This window comes from Thalassospira sp. CH_XMU1448-2 (genome assembly GCF_037027285.1).
Lineage (GTDB): Bacteria > Pseudomonadota > Alphaproteobacteria > Rhodospirillales > Thalassospiraceae > Thalassospira > Thalassospira profundimaris_C.
In genome coordinates this window covers 598,315-615,533 of sequence record NZ_JAYMEA010000001.1, presented here as the reverse complement: position 1 = coordinate 615,533, position 17,219 = coordinate 598,315, and the positions used below count along the sequence as shown (strand labels likewise).

The window sequence follows — 17,219 nt, the reverse complement described above, 5'->3', positions numbered from 1 at the left end:
GATTAGCTAAATGTCAGAATATGATCGGGAAGTTCGACCATCCATGGTCCGTTTGTCCAAAGAATGAAACAACGCACCTTTTTTCCCGGATACATTTGCGCCAGTGCCGCCCGGTAAATCGACATCTGTCGACGATAGGCACGTGGCGTTCCTTCGACATCACGCGGCGGCGGACGGTTGGTTTTATAATCCACAATCATCACGTCATCATCCCGCACGACAAGCCGGTCAATCTGGGCTGAAACAACATCCCCGCCGACAATCCCGACCAGTGGCACCTCGGCCCGTGATCCGGATGCAAAGACCGGGGCAAAATCGGGATTGTTGAAAATGGCGATGGTTTCATCGGCAATCTCGGCTTGCTGATCGGCTTCAAGTGCGTGAACAGGTTGGGCCAAAAAACGCTCCGCCGCGATACGGCGCGCATCAGCAGGCAGGTCTGGCAACAATTCCAGAAGCTTGTGAATCAAAATTCCACGCTTGAAGCTTTGCCCCTGATCCCCGCCCAATGGCGATTGAACAGCGGGTTCTTCCTCAAGCGGGCGACTTGGTGCCAGTGGTTTGGGCGGAAAGGCCTCTTCGGGGGCAATGTTGCGGATCAGGCCGCGCCTGAGTTTTTGTTGACTATCCGAAACGATATCGACTTTATCGGGCTTTGGCAACTCGGACTGGTCGGTTTCCCAAACCCAGCCTTCCCCGTCCCAACCAGACCCGGAATAGGTTGCCAGATCAATCCGGGCGGATTTGGCGTAACCTTCCATCGCCTGCTGGCACAGATTGTACCAGCAATGCTCGGGTGCCTTGCGCCGTCCTTGCCAGCCACAGATATAAAGCCGATCTTCCGCACGGGTCAGGGCGACATAGAGCAGGCGGTTATATTCCTGATCGCGCTTGACCGCGATGGCATCGCGCAGTCGCGACACCACATCGGTTTCCAGTGCCACGCGCGGCAACCAGAACATCAGATTCTTGTCTTCCTGCCAGAACAGGTTCGGGGCCTGTGTCGGCACCTGCATGGTATCGGGCAGGAACACAATCGGTGCCTGAAGGCCCTTCGCCCCATGCACCGTCATGATGCGGACTTCGTCACGTCCGCTTTGTTCAAGGTCACGCTTGATTTCCGCATCACCGGCCATCAGCCAGTGCAGGAAACCTTGCAAGGTCGGGGCATGATCGGCCTCATAGCCCATGGCAAGGTTCAGGAATTCGTCAATCGGGTCATTGGCCTCGATCCCCAGACGCCCGACCAGACGGGCACGGGCACCGCGCGCATCCTCGCCACGACCACCCAGCAATTCGGCATAAAGCTCAAACGGGCGCTCGTAATCCACCCGGCCAAGCCATTTGAACAGAAACGCGTAAGCACGGGCAAAGATTGAACCCTCATCCACCGCGCCTGCCTTTTCACGCAACGCATGCCAAAGGGTTCTGGGACGGTTATGGGCGATTTCAAACAACTGATCATCATCAAGCCCGACCAGCGGACTTTTAAGCAATTCCGCCAATGTCAGATCATCTTCGGGCATCAACAGGAAGCGGCCAAATGCCACAAGGTCCATCACTGCAAGCTGATCGGTGATCTGCATACGGTCGACACCTGCGACCGGAACGTTGCGCTCCTTAAGCGCCTTGACGACCTCGTCAACGAAGGCAGTACGACGGCGCACCAGGATCATGAAATCGCCCGCCCTCACCGGGCGACCACGCGATGTCAGGATTTCCTTTTCATCAATCGCATGACGAATACGCCCGGCAATCACCCGCGCCAGACGGATTTCCGGGTCTTCGAGACGCACGATCCGGGTTGGTGGCGTCCAGGGGTCTTCGGATGCACGTTCCTGTGGTTCCACGGCGGGCCAAAGCTCAATCCGGCCGGCCTGCCCGACACGAAACGGACTATGGGCGACATCCGCACCATCATCGCCAACGCCCTGCCTTGCCACCGGTCCGGCAAAGACACGGTCGACCGTGCCCAACACCGCATCGGTAGAACGGAACGAGATATTCATTGGAACTTCGCGCCAAACGGCGGCGATTTCAGTTGCCCGCTCCCGGAAATAACGACGCATTTCGGCGAACTTTTCCGGATCAGCGCGCTGGAAGCTGTAAATAGATTGTTTCGTATCCCCAACGGCAAAGATAGTGCGCGGTTTTTCGGCGTGACGCGCAGCATCTTCAAAGAAAACATCTGCCAGAATACTGACGACTTTCCACTGCTCCGGGTTGGTATCCTGCGCCTCGTCAATCAGGATGTGATCAAGGCCTTCGTCGAGTTTGAACAACACCCAACTGGCCATTTTACTGTGCTGTTCAAGCAGTCCCAGACTGGTCAGGATCAGGTCATCATAATCAAGACGGGCATGAAGCGCCTTTTTGGTGGCATAGCGATCAAGCATCGCATTGCCGATGGTGATCAGGGCCGATGTCGCGCCTGCCATGGCCGCGGCCTTGCGTTGACGGTCAATTTCGATCAGACGTGCGCATTCCTGTTCAAGGGCATCAGCCCCCATCGGATGATTTTCAGCCGCTGTCTTGGTGATCAGTTTGGCGCGCGGTTCGCCCGCGGTAGTGAAGAACACGCTGCGATAATCACTAAACACCGCAAGCCGGTCTTCGACCGTGGTTTTTTCCAGAAACTGCGCGAGCGCAGGCACACGGGCCTGATCGGTTTTGGTTCCGGCTTCAAGCGCGGCAAGACCGCGCATCAGACCATCGCGATCAAAGGCATCATCAGACAGCGCCTTGGCAAGGATCGCTTCCTCGCTCAGTCCGACCGGCACGCCAAGCGCCTTATAGACCGCATCACGCATCCGGTTTGCGCCGCCCAGGTTGGCCAACATCCGTTTAAGACGCCCGCGTTCACGGGCCAGTTCGCCCATCACTTCACCAAAGGCACCTTCGCGCACCTGACCGGTCACCACCGACAGCGCCTTGGCCAGATCTTCATCGCGCCCGGTTCGGGCAAAGGCCAGAACTTCTTCCTGCACATCGGCCATGGTTTCGGCCGCTGTGCGGTCATCCATGATTTCGAAATGCGGGGCAAGCCCGGCTTCGAGCGGAAAACGACGCAACAGCGACTGACAGAATGCGTGGATGGTCTGAATTTTCATCCCGCCCGGTGCATCCAGAACGCGGGCAAAGAGCTGACGCGCACGAATGGTTTCATCTGAACCGGGCGATGCCCCGGCGAGATTGGCAAGATCGTCATGAAGTTCGCGATCTTCCATCGTCGCCCAACGGCCCAGCCGTTCATTGACACGGTTGGCCATCTCGGCCGCGGCGGCCTTGGTAAAGGTCAGACACAAAATCCGGTGGGGTTCGGTGCCAGAAAGCATCAAACGTAAAACCCGGTCCGACAGGACTTTGGTCTTGCCCGCACCCGCCGACGCCGACACCCAAACCGATGCATTGGGATCAGATGCGTCGCGTTGCAGGATATTGGGATCAGTACCGCGCATTTCGGTCATGACGGATCCCCTTCCCCGGCATCATGCATATCATCAGTTTCATCGGCATCTTCGCTGCCCATCCATTCCCGCAGACGCGACAGATGCACATAATCCGAATATTTCGGCGCGTGGTCGGGATGCGGCACACTGAGGTACGGCGTATCGGGATCGGCGAAGGCCGCCGCCAGACCATTCACCCCGTCAATCGCCTCATGGGCCAGTGCCGCCGGGGTGGTTTTCATGCGTACTGTATTGATCTCGACAATCTCGCCAGCCGGATCGCCGCCGGACAGCTTCCAGAATGCCATGCTGGCCGGCGGTCCGGCCGGCACATCGCCAAAGCCACCCTTTTCGGCAATGGCGGCCTCAAGTGGCAATTGCGGGGCAAAGCCATTGGCAACGTCACCCTGACTGGGCGGCGCACCGGTTTTATAGTCAATGATCGCAATCCCGCCATCGCGAAGCTCATCAATGCGGTCGGCACGGGCATAGACCTGAAAACCACTGCTGGTATCAAGGGTGCCTGCCTGTTCGGTATAGGACCTGCGCACTGCATCGCGCCTTGTGGCTTCGGTCTGGATGAACCATTTGGCGATACGTTCAAAACGTGGCCACCAGAATGCCCAAAGCCCCGGACGGGCTGCCAGCGGCTTGAAGACTTCGCGCCCGATGATCAGCAATTCATGTTCCCCATCGGGCGGCAAATGATCGGGATGACGCGCAATGAACTGATCCAGTGCATCATGGATCAGGTTACCGTAGTCGGCCGCACCGGGGTCCTCATCCACCCCGTCAAGCTTGCGCAGGCCCAGAATATGACGGGCATAAATCGCATAGGGGTCACGCATCCATGTTTCGATCTGGGTCACCGACAGGCGTTGCGGACGGGCCGATACCGGTGGTTTCGGTGCTGGTCGTCCGATCCGGATTTTCATGTCATCGGTCGGCTCATCAAGGGTCTCGGCCAAGGCACGCCAGTCACTCGCATCGGGTTTTTCCATGGAAACACCCGATTTCCGAAGAATGTTTTCAATCCGTAACAACCACCGTGACGGCACGGTCGGCGTGCCTTCGATACGCAATGCGCGGGTCATCACCACATCGGGCGAACAGAACAGCTGCTGGAAATCATGGGCCGATTGCCCGACCCGGTGTTCGGGGGCTGGCAGGCCGAATTTGGTCCGCATGGGGCGGCTCATCCATGGATCGGCACCGGCTTCGGGTGGCCAGACACCTTCATTCAGGCCGCCCAGAATGGTCAGATCGGCCTGCTGCATCTGGGCTTCGACCGTCCCCCAGATAAACAGACGCGGATGTTTGCCATAGCGCGGGCGTACTGCGCGATCGGCCATCAATGCATCAAGAAACGCGCCATAACGATTGCCAGGCATCGGCACGAATTCGCCAAGCGCATTAAGCAATTCATGGACAAAATCAGCCAGCGCCTCGCCCGCTTCGCCGCGCCACAGACGATCTGCACCGGATTGGGTATCGCTTGCCGCCAATGCCTCGGCAGCCGTGATATGGCAGCGCAGGGCATGAACCGGTGACAGGGCCTTGTCCGCATTCAGGTCCGAAAGACTTTCAAGACAGGCCGCACAACGCGCCACCAGATCAGATAGCCGGTCATGATCATCGCGCAGACGTTCAATCCGGGCGGGTGCACTTTCCGACCCGCTTGCTGTCAGGCGTTCGATCCCCTCGTCACGCCAGCCATCAAGGGCGGTTTGCAAACCATCCAGTCCCGGCCCCGGACGCGCCCCGCGCAAGACCTCTTTTTCCAGAAGCCGGGTCAGAACACGGAAGGTTTCCGGCGAAAGTCCGGCGGCCGACAATGGATGTTTCAGCAATTCCAGCAACGGAACCGGTGCGAATTCTTCCTGAACCGCACGCACGACAAGACGCAGATAAATGGCAGGCGCCGTGTCATGGAGCGGGATACCCGCCGAGTCATCAATTTCAACTTCCCACCGCCGAAGCTCGGTCGCGACACGGCGCGCCAAACCACGATCCGGGGTTACCAACGCACAGGTCTTACCCGAATGTTCAAGGGCCTCGCGCATCATAAGAGCGATTGTGGTTGCCTCTTCACGGGCACCCGAACAGTCTACGCGCAACACACCATCCAGCACATCCGGACCAAAGCCCGTAATATGACGCCAGTGATGCGTGGTTTTGGCCGGACGCAGGGCTTCGCGGGCCAAACGGCGGCGTTCGATGGTGGCCTCGGTTTCATCTGTCACAGCCGGCCAAAGCAGAACACTGTCGGCGTGTCGTCCGATATGGCGCAATGTCTTGCCCAGCAAATGCTGCGGATGGGTGGCGTCTTCGTGGATGGCGGCCCAGTCTTCGTGCGTAAGTCCCTTCATCAGGCCGGGCAGAACCACCCGCCCCATCGGCATCCCGAGAACCGCGCGCATCAAATCGCGCAATGCCGGGAACGGACCGGTCGACCCGACAATCAGCACCGGAGTTTGCGGCGGATTGGCCGCCCAAAGATCAATCTGCGCCTTGATCAGGGCATTTCGACGCATCGCCCGGTCACTAACATCCTGTGACGCCAGAATACCCGGCCAGTGCAGGGTCAGGATTTGCAGGAACTCAAGGGTCAGTTGCCAGTGTTCGGCGAATTCTTCGGGCACCAGTCCTTCGAGGTCATCAAAGGCACAGTTTTCCGTCTGTACCTGATCGAGAAAACGGGCAAGCTCGCCTGCCAACCGGGCTGCCTGATCGGCGGTCGGTTTTTCACCGCGATGATCGGGCCGGTTCATGATCAAGCGGGTCAAAAGCAGTTTTCGTTGCAGATCCGGAATGGCAGGTGGAAGGTCAAGAGCCGCCTGCTCCCCACCCGCGCCATAGATCGCCAGTTCATCCTCATCCGCCTCGCCAAGTGGCCGGATGGTCGGAAGCAACGTGACCGCCCCGTTTGATTGCCGCAGGAAGGCATCGCGCATGACCTTGGCCGAACGACGGTTGGGCACCATCAAAGCATAATCAGGCAACGCATCCGGCTGATCAGCGGTTTCAGCCATCAGCTGTTTGGCAATCAGATCGGCAAAGGCTTCGCCAGGCGGGATAAAGAACAGATTTTGACGGAGCGCATCTTGGACGCCAAACGGGTCCGCGCCATCGTCGGGATATTCCGGTGCGTCCATGTAATCAAACAGGTCCGCCATTACTTGCCCCCGGATGTGGCTTGTTTGCTGCGCTCAATTTCAAGCGCCTTGGCTATCACCGGTTCGGATTCCGAAAGCGCTTCGGGCGTGCCGATATGGAAATACCCGCCATCATGGACAAGCCCGTAACACCGCCCGCGCGCCAGCGCCTTGTCATAGATAACATTCAGCGAAAAGGCCCCGTCGGGCGTGTTTTCAAACAGACGCGGCGACAGGACCTGCACGCCGGTAAAGAAATAGGGCACGCTTGCTGCTTCCCCGCGACGTTTCAACCGCCCGTCGACTTGCCAAAAGAAATCACCAGCACCGTCATAGCCATACCCGTCCGCCACCGGATAAATCGCCAGAAGCGCATCCATATGGTCGGGATCAAAGGCGCTGATCATACGATCAAACAAGGCATCCCGCCCCTCGGTCCAGAAGACATCGGCATTGGCAATCAGGATGGCATCACGGTCCAGCATCGGCAGGGCCTTTTTGACCCCGCCGCCGGTTTCCAGAAGGTCGGCTTCGGGCGATGTGATGACCATGGGTGCTGCCCGTGTCGCGACGTGATCGACAATCATCTGGCCAAGGTAATGACAATTCACTACCGCCTGATCAAATCCGGCCGCGGCAAGCTTATCAAGCACATGATCAAGCATCGGCTTGCCCGCCACCGGCACCAGTGGTTTGGGCATATTATCGGTAATCGGGCGCATCCGTTTGCCAAGTCCGGCGGCCAGTACCATTGCCTGTGCGCTTTTTGGGATGCCGGTCATGAATGCGCCTCGCGGGTTAAATCTGTTGTGGTCTTTGCAAGATCAGGGGCCTTGCGCGCCGGATCGGGGATATGGGTTTGCACCCATTCTTCGAGTGCGGGCAAATGATCCGCCGCCCCGCGCAGGATTAATTCCCAGCAGCGAGGGATATAGTCAAAATAACGGGTTTTCCCCGCCTTGACCGCCAGCCAGCCGAACCGGCCCAAAATGCGGAAATTGCGCACCATCGAGGTCGCGACATAAGACATTTCGAATCCAGAACGATCAATATCAGGGAAAGCCGCCAGATAGAACTTCTTCATCCGGGCTTCAAGGTCCGGGCCGATATCATGGCGGACATCGCGCAGAAGCGACACCAGATCATAGGGTCGCGTGGCAATTGCCGCGTCCTGAAAATCAATGATGCCGCAATCATCCCCGCCATCGCCATTTTCAACCAGCATCAGATTATCGACATGATAATCGCGATGAATGATCACCTCGCCCGCCTGCCAGCACATTGGCAGCACGTCATCAAGCAACCGGTCAAATGCCGTAATCGCCGCAATACGCTTGCCCTCGTCACCGATGATTAGTGGCAAATAGTCGTTCTTGAAACTGGCCAGCATCTTGCGGAAATTATCCGGGCCATATTGGACCAACCCGCAATCTGCCATACCCCCACCATCACAGAAGCGGTGCAGCGTGATCAGTTGTTCAACCGCACGCAGGTAAAGTCCGTCCTGACCTGTGCCATCCATGATGCCACCCGCCTGAAGCGCACGGGTGAAGGTGATATCACCAAAATCCTCGATCAGGACCAGACCGCGTTTTTCATCCGAGGCGTGGATTTCCGGCACCCGCCAGCCCGCACGTTCAAACAGCGCCGTTGTGTGAAGAACCGGGGCAACCGATGCCGGGCGTTCGGGATCATCATAAATCCCGTGCGGATCGACATGAATCTCGTATGGTGGGAAATCCATCAAAAGGGCCGTGTCATGACGGCGTTCAAGGCGGAAATATTTGCGCGCTGATGCATCATCGACAAGGGGCGAGACCTGTGCATTCTGCCAGCCACAGGACACCAGAAAATCCTGGCGTTCGAAATTGCGACGTTCCTGATCCGGGGTTGCGCGGCTCATGCCCGATCCCCTGACAGCTGATCAATGCGTTTAATCCAGTCATCCCCGCTTGGCTCAAGGATGAACACCCGCCCATCAGGGCTCGATCCGGGTTCGATATGAATATCAAGCCGGTTTTCCGGGGTCAGATATTCCAGCCGGTCGGGCCATTCAATCAGGCTGACGGCGTCGGCAAAGGCATCCTCGATATCCAGTTCATGGATTTCTTCGGGATCAGACAGGCGATAGAGATCAAAATGCCAGACCGGCAGACGATCAAGCTCGTAAATCTGGACCAGCGTGAAGGTCGGGCTTGGGACTTCTTCATGGGGGTTATTGGCAACCGCACGGATAAAGGCCCGGCAAAACGCACTTTTCCCCATCCCCAGTGTGCCATGCATCAGGATGACATCGCCGGGTTTGGCGACGGCTGCAAGTTGGGCGGCAAGGGCTTCGGTCCCGGTTTGATCGCTGACAGTGACTGTCTTGCTCATGATGTCCGTTTATCGATTTGGCGACAGGATGCGTTTATGTCCTCTTTTGTAGGGTGTGAGGCCCACCATTCGCAATGATTTTACGTGGTCGTGAGATTTTACGTGGTCGTGATCAGGCACACAGCATTTCCAGCCAAACAACCCGAATTCGCCCGGTTTACATTGCGATATATGCCCCCAGATGTTATTTCGCGATGAACAGATTTCCCGCACACCGCCGGGCCGAAGATCGAACCGAGCCCAAATTTGATTTTATTTGGATGGAATGAATATGTCAGACGCATCACACAGCACCGATATTGCCATTATTGGCGCAGGCCCGGTTGGGCTTTTTGCGGTTTTCGAAGCCGGTATGCTGGGGCTTAAATCCCATGTGGTTGATGCGCTTGAAATGGTCGGCGGCCAGTGCAGTGCGCTCTATCCGGAAAAGCCGATTTTTGACATCCCGGCCCATCCGCAGATTGCCGGTCAGGACCTGATTGACCAGCTTGCCAAACAGGCCGAACCGTTTGAGCCGACCTATCATCTGGGCCAGCAGGTCATCAAACTTGAAAAACGCGATGATGGCCGTTTCACGCTTGAAACCAATATCGGCACGGTCATTGATGCGGGTGCGGTTGTAATTGCCGCAGGCTGCGGGGCCTTTGGCCCGAACAAGCCCCCGATGGAGGGCCTCGAAGATTACGAAGGGTCGGGTGGCGTTCAGTATTACGTCAAACGTCGTGCCGATTTCGCAGGCAAGAAAGTCGTGATTGCCGGTGGCGGCGATTCGGCCGTTGACTGGGCATTGTCGCTTCATGACGTGGCTGAAAAAGTCATGGTCGTGCACCGTCGCCCGAAATTCCGTGCAGCACCCGATAGCAGCGCAAAGCTTCAGGCACTGGCAGAAGCTGGCAAGATCGAAATGGTCATCCCCTATCAGCTTAAGGGCCTTAAGGGGGAAAACGGACAGCTTTCCCACGTTGTTGTCGCAACGCTTAAGGGCGAAGAGCTGGAACTTGAAGCCGACCATCTTCTGCCGTTCTTTGGCCTTGCCATGGAACTTGGTCCGATTGCCGATTGGGGACTGAACCTTGATAAAAACCATATCGGTGTGACCCAGGCGACCATGCAGACGTCGGTTCCCGGCATCTTTGCGATTGGCGATATCGCGACCTATGAGCACAAATTGAAACTGATCCTGTCGGGCTTTGCCGAAGGGGCCAGCGCAATCCATGCTGCACGTTCCTATCTGTTCCCGGACAAGGAATTCCACTTCGAATATTCGACCACCACGGGTGTTCCCAACGAATAAACAGCTCTTTGGGGTGAAGCAAATGCAGAATTACAGCTGTAAACTCCTAGCAGATAAGCTGGAAATTACATTTGACCCTGCTCCGCTTCATTCTATTGGCAGTATCTTAGAAGGAGACGTGAAACGCTTTATTTGCGGAAGTTTCCTACATAACTGGGAGCCACCCTCTTGGGAAGAGAGCCACAAGAATCTGCAAAAGCTTTATTCAATAGAGAAGCCTAACCATTTTTTCTCAGCTTCTCCGCATGAATGGTTGTCCCTAATTGAAACTCAGTCCACCAAGGGCTTTGAGTACTTTTTGAACGCTGGATCAGCTCTGCAAAAAAAAGCAAGAGTTCAGGATTTCTTGCTCGCATTTGGCATTGCGACGAATGTTAATAATCCGGAAGTTAAAGCAGAAGCGCCAACAAGCGAATCAAAGCGTATCGATCTGTCAATCATTTGGCATGATGAAAACAACCAAAAGCATGGCTTGGCGATAGAAGCAAAATTTCAATATAAAATCACTAGAGGACAGCTTCCAAGTTATCGAAAGCACCTACAAAAACAGATAAAAAATGACGACAAAATCTATCTATTTGTTGTCTCCATTTCGAAAAATTCAAATCTAATCAGAGCATTAAGCCGCAACACATCCTGGAAATGGATATCTTGGCAACATCTCTTAATAGAATACGAAAAAGTGCGTTCAACCCGCCACGATGACAAAGAGTTTTTAAGATTTAGACGAACACTTTGGGATCGATCAGGCACACGAAAAACACATTAGGAAATTCGTATCGCATGACACACTTAGAAATCCCCAAAAGCGTTTTCGAATACTTCAATAATTCCACCGTCAAAACCACAGTTGACCACCTTTTAAGTCTCAAAAAAGGGGCTCTTCCTTCAAACGTACAATGGTCCGACTTAAAAGAATTCTACCGTGCCAATCTATTTGCATATCAAACTCAATGTGAACACGCAGCAGTCATGGTTGACCTCTGGACTACTATTTGGAGCCCGCGACTTGAGCTGTCTCATAGTATATTTTTGCCTGATGCGTGGACTATTGAGAAAACACAAAAGGAGATGGTACAAAACTTCGACCCTAAATCTCTTTGGGACAGCACTTGGTTTGGAAAATGTTTCACCATCTACAGCGAGACTAAAATTCTTACCTTAGGAATTTCGATGACTCCTGAATACGGTATTCAGTTAAGCTTGAACTTTGAGGATAGTCATGGTGCACCTACTTTCCTCGATTTGTCGGAAGCATGGCCACTAGCAGAAATGGAAGACAGCACTGCTTGGACAAAAGCACGTTTGATTGAAATAAGAGCTGAGTCACTAGATCTTTCCCCGCTGGTTGCCGCTGCTTCGGATGCATTGGAGAGAATTCAATCATATCGCTGATAGGCTTCAAGTAAATGAATAATACCTTACACACGCACTCCGGCGGATGTCTTTGTGGCGCGGTGCGCTTTGTTGCTTCCGGTGATCCAATTGGCAGCAATCATTGCCATTGCGGCATGTGCCGCAAGGATAGCGGTTCGGGTGTTTCAAGCTTTGTCTGCTTTCCGACCAGTGCCGTCACATGGAATGGCATGCCAACCGATTATGAAAGCTCGCCCGGTAAGTTCCGTGGATTTTGCCCGAAATGCGGATCAAGCCTGACTTGGCGGAATGGTGCCAAAGACAGCGAGATTGATTTCCGCCTTGGCAGTTTTGATGACCCCCGTCCGTTCAAGGCCCGCAAACATCTGTGGATGAGCACCGCCCTTGAAAGCTTTGCCGGAATTGATCCCGACATCGAACATCTCGACTGAGTTCGATCAGATCGAAACGCCAAGATGTTTGGTCAGAACATCGACAATCATGCCGTGATCTTCGTGTGATGCCAGCCCCGAAACTGTAATGGCGCCAATCACCCCGACACCGGCAACCCGGATCGGAAAGCTGCCGCCGTGATCGGCAAAATCGGCGAAATCAACCCCGTGATCGGCTAGTGTTTTGCCCTTGGCCTTAAGCGCCAGCCCGAAACGCATCGAACTTTCATGTTCGCGCAAGGTCAGATTGCTTTTGCGCCGCGCCCAAGAATCATTGGCCGGCTTGGCACCCGGAAGGGCTGCATGAAACAGTGTGCGGTCCGGGGTGCGGATATCAATTACCACCGGGGCGTTTTGCGTCTTTGCCACCGCAAAGAGTTTGGTACCAATCGCCCAAGCCGTATCCTCATCAAAGCGATCAAAGATCAGTTTTGCTTCCTGTCTGGCGAGAAGGTCGAGATCCATGAAAGGCTCCTTGGGCAGATATGTCGCAAAGTGTCGGTTTGAACCATCCATACCCCAGCAAAAGGGATACTGGAAACAGCAAAGAAAAAAGGCTGCATCAACAATATGATACAGCCTTTGTTTCGATATCGTAATTTCGGTCTATTTTTCGTCGCCCATCTTGAGCGCATTGATAAAGGCCGACTGCGGAATTTCGACCTTGCCGAACTGACGCATCTTTTTCTTACCGGCCTTCTGTTTTTCAAGAAGTTTACGTTTACGCGAAACGTCACCGCCATAACATTTTGCCGTCACGTCCTTGCGGAGTGCTGATACGGTTTCACGAGCAATCACCTTGCCACCGATGGCGGCCTGAATGGCGATACGGAACATCTGACGCGGGATCAGGTCTTTGAGACGCTTGCAGATCTCGCGACCACGATATTCAGCCGCCGACCGGTGCACCATCAGCGCCAGCGCATCGACCGGTTCCTCGTTCACAAGGATGGAAACCTTGACCAGATCGCTTTCGTCATAACCGGCAATCTCGTAATCGAAGCTTGCATAGCCGCGCGAAATCGATTTCAGACGGTCATAGAAGTCAAACACCACTTCGTTAAGTGGCAGTTTGTAAACCGCCATTGCACGGTTCCCGACATAGGTCAGATCAAGCTGGATACCACGACGTTCGGTGCAAAGGGTCAGAATACCGCCAAGATATTCGTCCGGAACCATGATCGATGCCTTGATCCACGGTTCTTCAATCGTCTTGACCTTGGTGACGTCGGGGAAATCTGCCGGGTTATGCAGCAGGATTTCTTCGCCCTTCGTCATGGTGATCTTGTAGGAAACCGACGGTGCCGTCGTGATCAGATCAAGCTCGAACTCGCGTTCCAGGCGTTCCTGAATGATTTCAAGATGCAGAAGACCAAGGAAACCACAGCGGAAACCAAGTCCAAGTGCGGTCGAGTTTTCCGGTTCGAACTGGAAGGACGCGTCATTGAGATGCAGCTTTTCAAGCGCATCGCGCAGCACTTCATATTCGCTGGTATCAACCGGGAAAATACCACAGAACACCACCGGAATGGACGGTTTGAAACCGGCCAGCGGCTTGGCGCAGGGGCGTTTTTCTTCGGTAATGGTGTCACCGACTTCGCATTCGGCAACGGTTTTCATACCGCAGTTGATAAAGCCAACCTCGCCCGGGCCCAGTTCATCAAGCGCCAGCGGTTTTGGCGTAAAGACACCAACACGTTCAATCGTGTGGCTGACCTTGGCGTTCATGAAGCGGACTTTCTGCCCTTTTTTGAGCGTCCCTTCCTTCACACGCACCAGAATCATCACGCCGAGATAGGTGTCATACCAGCTATCAACCAGCAAAACTTCAAGCGGCGCGGTCGCATCACCGGTCGGTGCCGGCAGACGATGAACCAGTGCTTCGAGCACATCGGGAACGCCAAGACCGGTCTTGGCTGAAATCATCACTGCGTCCGAAGCATCAATGCCGATCACTTCCTCGATCTGTTCCTTGACCTGGTCGGGTTCGGCCGCCGGAAGGTCAACCTTGTTCAGGACCGGAACGATTTCGTGGTTATTTTCAATCGCCTGATAAACGTTGGCCAGTGTCTGTGCTTCTACGCCTTGCGCAGCATCAACCACCAGAAGCGATCCTTCGCACGCGGCAAGCGAGCGCGACACTTCATAGGCAAAGTCAACGTGGCCGGGCGTATCCATCAGATTGAGCGTATATTCCTGCCCATCCTTGGCGGTATATTTCAGACGTACGGCCTGAGATTTGATGGTGATGCCACGTTCACGTTCGATATCCATCGAATCGAGAACCTGATCGGCCATCTCACGTTCGGTCAGGCCACCGGTCAACTGGATCAGACGATCGGCCAGGGTCGATTTACCGTGGTCAATATGCGCGATGATCGAAAAGTTACGAATGTTCTTAAGGTCAGTCATTTTGGCTGCTTCTGGCACTAAAATTGGCTGGCATTTCGCCGCGTGGCACATTTGTTTCGAAACGGTGTGATCACCCGAACCGGGCTGATACGTTCGGCGCAATCAGCAAGCTGTCCTGTTGCGTTCCGCCCCGGTCTGCGCACCCAAAGGCCGCGACTCAGAGGCCGGATCACATCCGATTGCCGGATTGGCATGAACAGGAAAACCCGCCTTGCGTGATCGCCATATCATTCGGAAAACTGTCTTTTCAATTTCCCGGATCAATCACCAGCGGGTTTATAGGGGTTTTTGCCCGGAATTAGAAGCGTTGTGTTGTGTTTCGCCCCCAACGAATTCACATGTCTGGCACGCAGGCCTTTTGATCAAACCGGTGCCGATTGGCGCCAAACACATCAAAGAACTGCCAAACTGGCGTGGATAAAGACTTTTTCTTTGTTTGCACCCATGAATTCATCTGTTTGTCATCTTTTCAACCACACGAAAAGAACATAGGTTTCAAGGGTGGAAACCTGAAACCATCCTGACAGGGATACGCTGAAAACATGTTCATGACATCCATCGAGCCATCCCTGTCCCAGCGCAGTCTGGTTAAACTGCGCAAAAGGCTCGCAGCCCTGACCCTGACGGGCGTGTTTGTCTTGCTGTTTTCGTTCTTCTTTATCCAGAAAACGCTTTATGACAGTGCAGTTGATCACGCCCGCGCCGAGCTTGAGGCAACGGCATATCGGCTTGGTCTGATGCTGTTTCAGCATCAGGATATCGATCTGCAACAGATTGTTGATGACAATTCCACCATCACCATCGGTGTCCTTGATGAAGAATTTCATCAGATCAAGGGCTTTATCCCGCCGCATCTGATCGGTGATCTGTCAGACTTTATTCGCGAACAAAAAGCTGATCGTGCGTCCCTGCTATGTGTTCACAATCAGCAGGTCATGATCATGGCTTACAGCAAGCTTCATGACATTGACCGTATTGTTGTTGCCTATACCCCGCGCAGTGTGATGATGGAAAACTGGCGTCAGGCCATCATTTTGCATGCCCTGATGTTTGTCATGGCGCTGGTCATCATGAGCGGCCTGTCATTCTGGCTGTGGCAGCGCCTGAAACGCCAGCATCTGCGTGCGATCAATCTGACCGAGCATTTCAGCGAAACCGAAAACACCCTGTCGCAATGCGGCTGCGCGGTAATCAGCTGGCCGGTTGACAGCAAGGATGGAAAGCTCAGCACCCAGTTGAACTGGCCGGAAATCCTTGGCCCGACGGACGAGACAGTGCGTCCGTTAATGACCGACTTCCTTGATCGTCTTTCACCGTCATCGCGCGCGAAGCTCAAAGGCCCACTGATTGATAACAACTGGCCGACCGAACGGATCGGAGCAATGGTCGATCTTCGGGTTACCGCCCAGCAGTCACAGCGTTTTTATCTGATGGCGCAACGCCTTAAGGATAATGACGCCGACATCATTTCCGTGCTGCTTCTGGAAACTGCCGAGCAACAGGAATTATGCCATCCGTTTGAGACCTATCTTCGGCATACACCGGAACCATCAATTGCCGTTGATCAGGATGGCATTTTGCGTGGATTCAGCCCGGCACTTGAAGAGCTGATTGGTCCGAAACTTCATGACCTGACCGGCATGAATTTCTTTAACCTGTTCGAACACGAAGACCAGCAATCGGCGATGACAGCCTTTGGCCAGAGCGGCGGGCCCATCATGATCGGGGATGGGCAAACAATCTTGCGGGTACGCCATCATGACGGATCGGTACGCTGGCTGGCCTGGCGGGGTATTGGGCCGATTGACGGCATGACCTTTGCCAGTGCACGTGACGTGACCGAGTTTGTCGAGAATGCCAACAAGCTACGCGATACCCTTGATCAGCTTAAACGCAGCAACGAGGATCTTGAACAATTCGCCTATGTCGCGTCTCACGACTTGCAACAACCCCTTCGCATGGTGGCAAGCTATACCCAGCTTCTCAAACGTCGTTATGGCGGCACGCTTGATCAGGAAGCTGACGAATATATCGATTATGCGGTTGATGGCGCCAAACGGATGCACAAGCTGATCAGCCATCTGCTTGAATATGCCAAAACCGGCACCAGCGAAGACCTTACCGAGATTGATTGCAACCTTGTTCTCAACGAGGCACAGGCAGACCTTAAGGCCGTGATCAGCCAGGAACACGCGACAATCACCCATGATGATCTGCCCACGATCAAGGGGGACCGGATCGCCCTTTCGCGCCTGTTCCAGAATCTTCTATCCAACGCCATCAAATATCGCCGCCCGGGAGTCCCCCCGCATATTGAAATTACGGTCGAACCCGATCCGGTACTGGGCGACTTCTGGCGGTTTTCGGTTCGGGACAACGGGATTGGCATCCATCCGGAACATGCACAACGCATTTTCCGCCTGTTCCAGCGCCTGCATAAAGACGAGTTTTCCGGAACCGGGCTTGGATTATCGCTGTGTCGCAAGATTGTCGAACAGCATGGCGGACGCATCTGGCTTGATACCAGCCGCCCGGTCAGCGATCCGGGCACAACCATCATTTTTACCCTGCGTGTCAATCGACCCGAATAACCCCCGACCATAACACCCGACCGATCACATCTCGCAGGCAAAGGATCCGTGCACCTTTTGCGAGTCCTGAGTGGCAAGCATATTGCTTGGATAAGCTGGTATCGGAGCAGCCGGGTAAAAGCTGCCCTGTGGTG

At 54.7% G+C, this 17,219-nt stretch carries 12 protein-coding genes; 5 read left to right on the top strand and 7 right to left on the bottom strand.

What is annotated here, in order from left to right; translation table 11 throughout:
• Positions 1 to 2: 2 nt before the first annotated feature.
• From addA to tsaE, 5 genes are read right to left on the bottom strand one after another with little or no spacing between them, the layout of a single operon-like run.
• On the bottom strand, positions 3 to 3,467 hold the full coding sequence (addA, locus tag WA318_RS02875) for a double-strand break repair helicase AddA (RefSeq protein WP_336079924.1): 3,465 nt from the start codon (positions 3,465 to 3,467) through the stop codon (positions 3 to 5).
• On the bottom strand, positions 3,464 to 6,625 hold the full coding sequence (gene addB / locus WA318_RS02870) for a double-strand break repair protein AddB (RefSeq protein WP_336079923.1): 3,162 nt from the start codon (positions 6,623 to 6,625) through the stop codon (positions 3,464 to 3,466). Before addB ends, addA begins: the two co-directional genes overlap by 4 nt.
• A complete protein-coding gene (locus WA318_RS02865) occupies positions 6,625 to 7,386 on the bottom strand; it encodes a nucleotidyltransferase family protein (protein WP_336079922.1) in 762 nt (253 codons plus the stop codon). Before WA318_RS02865 ends, addB begins: the two co-directional genes overlap by 1 nt.
• Positions 7,383 to 8,507 carry an aminoglycoside phosphotransferase family protein gene (locus WA318_RS02860; RefSeq protein WP_336079921.1) on the bottom strand — a complete coding sequence of 375 codons (1,125 nt, stop codon included), beginning with the start codon at positions 8,505 to 8,507 and terminating at the stop codon, positions 7,383 to 7,385. The genes WA318_RS02865 and WA318_RS02860 overlap by 4 nt, the downstream gene beginning before the upstream one ends.
• On the bottom strand, positions 8,504 to 8,980 hold the full coding sequence (gene tsaE, locus WA318_RS02855; protein WP_336079920.1) for a tRNA (adenosine(37)-N6)-threonylcarbamoyltransferase complex ATPase subunit type 1 TsaE: 477 nt from the start codon (positions 8,978 to 8,980) through the stop codon (positions 8,504 to 8,506). Before tsaE ends, WA318_RS02860 begins: the two co-directional genes overlap by 4 nt.
• Positions 8,981 to 9,251: 271 nt before the next feature.
• Between tsaE and WA318_RS02850 the strand changes: the two genes are divergently transcribed.
• The 4 genes from WA318_RS02850 to WA318_RS02835 are packed head-to-tail and all read left to right on the top strand — an operon-like array spanning position 9,252 to position 12,082.
• Positions 9,252 to 10,274 (top strand): NAD(P)/FAD-dependent oxidoreductase, encoded by a 1,023-nt coding sequence (locus WA318_RS02850; protein ID WP_336079919.1) that lies wholly within the window; start codon positions 9,252 to 9,254, stop codon positions 10,272 to 10,274.
• A 22-nt stretch (positions 10,275 to 10,296) separates the two neighbouring features.
• Complete coding sequence (locus WA318_RS02845) at positions 10,297 to 11,043, top strand: PD-(D/E)XK nuclease family protein (protein ID WP_336079918.1); 747 nt, start codon at positions 10,297 to 10,299, stop codon at positions 11,041 to 11,043.
• A 14-nt stretch (positions 11,044 to 11,057) separates the two neighbouring features.
• Positions 11,058 to 11,669, top strand: a complete 612-nt coding sequence (locus WA318_RS02840; protein WP_336079917.1) for a hypothetical protein — start codon at positions 11,058 to 11,060, stop codon at positions 11,667 to 11,669.
• Between the two features lie 14 nt (positions 11,670 to 11,683).
• Complete coding sequence (locus WA318_RS02835; protein WP_336079916.1) at positions 11,684 to 12,082, top strand: GFA family protein; 399 nt, start codon at positions 11,684 to 11,686, stop codon at positions 12,080 to 12,082.
• Positions 12,083 to 12,088: 6 nt separating this feature from the next.
• Here WA318_RS02835 and WA318_RS02830 read toward each other — a convergent pair whose 3' ends face one another.
• Positions 12,089 to 12,547 (bottom strand): heme-degrading domain-containing protein, encoded by a 459-nt coding sequence (locus tag WA318_RS02830; RefSeq protein WP_114096563.1) that lies wholly within the window; start codon positions 12,545 to 12,547, stop codon positions 12,089 to 12,091.
• Positions 12,548 to 12,688: 141 nt separating this feature from the next.
• Positions 12,689 to 14,494, bottom strand: coding sequence for a translation elongation factor 4 (lepA, locus tag WA318_RS02825; RefSeq protein ID WP_114096562.1), 1,806 nt, complete (start codon positions 14,492 to 14,494; stop codon positions 12,689 to 12,691).
• A gap of 542 nt (positions 14,495 to 15,036) precedes the next feature.
• Between lepA and WA318_RS02820 the strand changes: the two genes are divergently transcribed.
• Positions 15,037 to 17,085: a sensor histidine kinase gene (locus tag WA318_RS02820; protein WP_336079915.1), complete on the top strand. Its 2,049-nt coding sequence runs from the start codon at positions 15,037 to 15,039 to the stop codon at positions 17,083 to 17,085.
• Positions 17,086 to 17,219 lie beyond the last annotated feature (134 nt).